Here is a 4,768-nt window from a genome sequence, read left to right as displayed (position 1 = left end):
ACACCCCCGCCGCCTTCGGCGGCGGGGGTGTACACTAGTATTCATTATGAAATTTTTTAAGGAATTATTAATGGAAAAAATTGCTAATAAAAGATCCACTTTCATACTATTACACGCTATATTATAGGTATATTAAAATGTTTGTGTATGCAAAAAGGATTCGAAAGGTTGCATGTATATGAAACAGTCGTTAATACGAAATTTTTCCATTATTGCCCACATTGATCATGGGAAGTCAACATTGGCCGATCGCATCATTGAGCGGTGCAATGCCATTGATCCACGCAATCATGTTGACCAGCTTCTTGACGATATGGATATTGAACGTGAGCGCGGAATCACCATAAAAGCAAATGTTATTACCCTTAACTATCCGTCCAAAGACGGCAACATCTATACGTTCAATCTCATAGATACACCAGGACATGTAGACTTCACCTATGAGGTTTCACGTGCACTGGCAGCATGTGAAGGTGTATTGCTTCTTGTTGATGCCACCCAGGGCGTTGAAGCACAAACAATTGCCAATATGTACCTTGCCCTTGAAAATGACCTTACCATAGTACCTGTTATAAACAAAATTGATATGCCTAATGCTGATATTCCCCGAACAAAGGAAAGCATCAAAAAGAGCTTAGGACTTGATCCTGAAACTGCTATCTGCGTGTCAGCACGTGAAGGCATTGGAATAGATGAGCTTTTAGAAACAATTGTATCAAAAATTCCATCCCCACAGGGCAATCCTGATGGACCACTGAAGGCATTAATATTTGATTCATATTTTGACCAGTATGTTGGTGTAGTTACAAAAGTAAGAGTATTTGACGGTACCGTAAAAGAAGATGATATCATAATGCTTTTCTCAAATCAAAAACAATATGAAGTAACTGAAGTTGGTCATTTCAGATTAAAAAGAGAAAAGCGCGCGCAACTTACTGCCGGTGAAGTTGGGTACATTACCGCAGGTATAAAGCAACTTACCGATACCCGAACCGGTGATACCATAACATCTGCCCAGAATCCTGTTGCTGAACCAATTCTTGGTTTCAGAGAAGCAAAGCCAATGGTATTCTCAGGCCTTTATCCATCAATCAGTGATGACTATGACGATTTAAAGGAGGCACTGTATAAATTAAAATTAAATGATGCAGCATTATTTTTTGAACCTGATAACTCGTATGCATTAGGTTTTGGATTTAGATGTGGTTATTTAGGGCTTTTACATATGGAAATTGTCCAGGAAAGACTGGAACGTGAATTTGGACTGGCACTTATTACCACCGCTCCTACGGTTGAATACAGGGTAATATTAACCAGTGGGACTACGGTAATGATTGACAACCCGGTTAAAATGCCTGACCCTTCTCAGATTGAACGCATCGAAGAACCGTTTGTAGATGCAACCATTATAACACCATCGGAATACATAGGCAATATAATGTCACTGGTCAGTGAATGCAGGGGAATTCACAAAAGAATGGAATACATTGATCAAACCCGTGTACAGCTTTCCTACGAAATACCATTAGCTGAAATAATGTTTAATTTTTACGATAAACTTAAATCTTGCACGCGTGGTTATGCATCATTTGATTATGAACTTACTGATTATAGAGCTTCCGATATTGTCAAAGTAGATATTCTGGTCAATGAAGAACCGGTTGATGCCCTATCATTCATGGTACATAAGGACAAGGCATATAAACGCGGGCGTGAAATTATTGAAAAATTAAAAGACATTATACCGCGCCAGCAATTCAAAATTCCACTTCAGGCGGCGATAGGCTCTCGCATCATTGCCAGGGAAAATATTTCCCCACTACGTAAAAATGTCACCGCAAAATGCTACGGTGGGGATATTACCCGCAAACGAAAGTTACTGGAAAAGCAGAAAGAAGGGAAAAAGCGCCTGAAACAGATTGGTTCTGTAGAAATACCACAGGAAGCATTTCTTACCATTTTGAAGATAGATTAAGTTAAAAAATTTAATAGTGAATATGGGGCTGTCTCAAAACAAACCGTGGTGCTCGCAATAATGTGAGTGCAATGTCATTGCGAGCGTAGCGCCTGTGCTGAGTGCTTCTACAAGCTTGGTAACCACTTGCCAAAGGGAAGCAATTCCAGTGTTATGAAAGACGAGATTGCTTCGTCACTTTGTTCCTCGCAATGACGGAGGTGTACAGTAATTACAATGAGGTGTCTTTTGGGACACCCTCATTTTATATTATGTTCATATCTCCATATTATAGGAATAATTAATGAAATTAAGCAGTATTATGCCCAGGTAATCATCCGCGATTCATATTTACGTGGCATATCAGCATGAAGTGGTATAACCCTCACGGTAAAACCAAACTGGCCTGATTTAAGGCAAAGCATTCGTCCTTCGTATGTATATTTGCCATTTCCCAGATCCTCAACCATGAGCATGGGCAATGCAGCACCTTCTTCAATCTCACCTTTCTGATTAAGATTGCCAAAATACAACTCAACCTGCACATCAGCTGGTTTCAATTCACCTAAGTTAATAACAGCTTTTGCTTTCAGTTGAGATCCAACTATTATTTCTTTTTTGCTTTCATGAGTAATAGACTCAACAGCAATTTGCTGCCATTTCTGCCGTATATGATGTTTCCACTTTGCAAGCTCACGTGAAGCTTTGAAGTTATTATTACTAAACTTCACATAACTATCATAGGCTGTGAGATAATACAATTCGGTATATTCTTTCACCATCCTGTTGGTATTAAATTGTGGCAAAATTGTCTTCATGGATTCTTTAATTCTTCGAACCCACTCACGAGGTATTCCATCAGCACCTCTTGTATAAAATAGTGGAATTACTTCCTGTTCCAGGATGTTGTACAATGATAAACTTTCCACCTCATCCTGATACTCAGGATCCTGATATTCCTCACCCTTGCCTATTGCCCATCCATTATTACCATTGAATGCCTCAGGCCACCATCCATCAAGTACGCTTATATTGAGTGCACCGTTAGGAACAACCTTCATCCCACTGGTGCCTGATGCTTCCTGCGGGCGTATAGGTGTATTTAACCACACATCCACTCCCTGAACTAAATACCGTGCAATGTTAATATCATAATCCTCCAGGAAAACTATTTTGCTTCTGAATCGATCATCTCGGCCTAAATGGATAACCCGTTTAATCAATTCCTTGCCCATGTTATCACGCGGATGCGCCTTCCCGGCAAAGATAATCTGAACAGGCCTTTCTTTATCAAGGAGTATACGCTCCAGGCGCTGCATATCTTTTAATAGTAGTGTTGCCCTTTTGTATGTTGCAAAACGACGTGCAAATCCTATTGTTAGGGCCTCTGAATCAAGAACCGAATCAGCTTTTTCAACTTCAGCACGCGGCGCACCACGTGCAATTAGTTGCTCACGTAATTTTTTTCGTGCAAATGCTACTACTCGCTCACGCAATCGCTCACGGCATCGCCATAACTCAGAATCAGGTATGGTATCAATATTTTTCCAGATAGTTTTATCAACGGGATTATCTATCCATCGTGGCCCCAGATAACGATTGAGTAAACGCATCATTTCATCTGATGTCCATGACAATATCTGCACACCGTTAGTTACATGATGAATGGGAACTTCGTTGACAGGCAGTCCCGGCCAGATATTACTCCACATTTTTCGTGAAACTGATCCATGCAATTTTGATACGCCATTACAATGTGCAGCAGTCTTTATTGCAAGTACCGTCATACAGAATGTTTCCAGTTTATCCTGTGGGTTTTCCCTTCCCAAACCTAAAAACTCTTCACGCGAGATACCTAACTTCTGGTAATAATGTGACAAATACTTATCAATCAGCTCAGGCGAAAACCTATCATTGCCTGCAGGTACAGGTGTATGGGTAGTAAAAACAGTACCAGCAGTAATAAACTCCAGTGCTTCGTAAAAATTCATTTTGTGGGAAACCATTGCATCATAAATTCGTTCTATACTCAGGAATGCCGAATGCCCTTCATTCATATGGTACACTGATATATTCTTCCCTAAAGCTTTGAGCATTCTATACCCGCCAATCCCAAGTAGCATTTCCTGTTTGATACGCATTTCAACGTCACCGCCATAGAGCTGATCAGTGATGGTACGGTCCTCAATACTGTTTTCCGAAATATTGGTGTCAAGCAGGTACAATCGTATGCGCCCAATAATGCATTCCCATACCTGAGCATACACATTTCTACCAGGGAATTCAACATCAATGATCAATGGTTTATCATCCTTCATAACCAGTTGCAAAGGTAGGTTATGAAAATCAGTTTCTGGATAACGCTCCTGCTGCCAGCCATCAATATTCAAATACTGATGAAAATATCCCAAACGGTATAAAAGGCCAACTGCAAAAAACGGCAATCCTAATTCACTTGCTGACTTTATATGATCTCCTGCCAGAACACCCAGACCACCGGAATAAATGGGCAGGCATTCATGAATACCAAACTCCGCACTAAAATAGGCAATCTGCATGTCTTTATATGTTGGATACGCTTCTTCAATCCATGATTTTTTTGTTAGGTGCCATTCCAATTCTTCTGAAACACGCTTTAAATGAGCCATAAAACTTTCTGAATCAGCTGCTTCATCTAATTCAGATTGTGAAAGCATACCCAAAAGGGCTACGGGATTATGATTTGATTCACGCCATAATTCTACATTAAGGCGTCGGAATAATTCAATTGCTTCAAAGTTCCATACCCACCACATATTATATGCAATTGTTTTC

2 protein-coding genes are annotated in these 4,768 nt (G+C 40.2%); one reads left to right on the top strand and one right to left on the bottom strand.

Annotated elements, in window-relative coordinates; all coding sequences use genetic code 11:
• Positions 1–172 precede the first annotated feature (172 nt).
• Positions 173–1,975 carry a translation elongation factor 4 gene (lepA, locus tag AB1444_16165; GenBank protein ID MEW6528191.1) on the top strand — a complete coding sequence of 601 codons (1,803 nt, stop codon included), beginning with the start codon at positions 173–175 and terminating at the stop codon, positions 1,973–1,975.
• A 299-nt stretch (positions 1,976–2,274) separates the two neighbouring features.
• Here the strand turns inward: lepA and glgP are convergent.
• Positions 2,275–4,768 (bottom strand): alpha-glucan family phosphorylase (gene glgP, locus AB1444_16160; GenBank protein MEW6528190.1); only part of this gene is annotated, 2,494 nt, incomplete at its 5' end.

It is taken from the genome of Spirochaetota bacterium (genome assembly GCA_040756435.1).
Taxonomy (GTDB): domain Bacteria; phylum Spirochaetota; class UBA4802; order UBA4802; family UB4802; genus UBA4802.
This window is presented reverse-complemented; position numbering and strand designations above follow the sequence as displayed.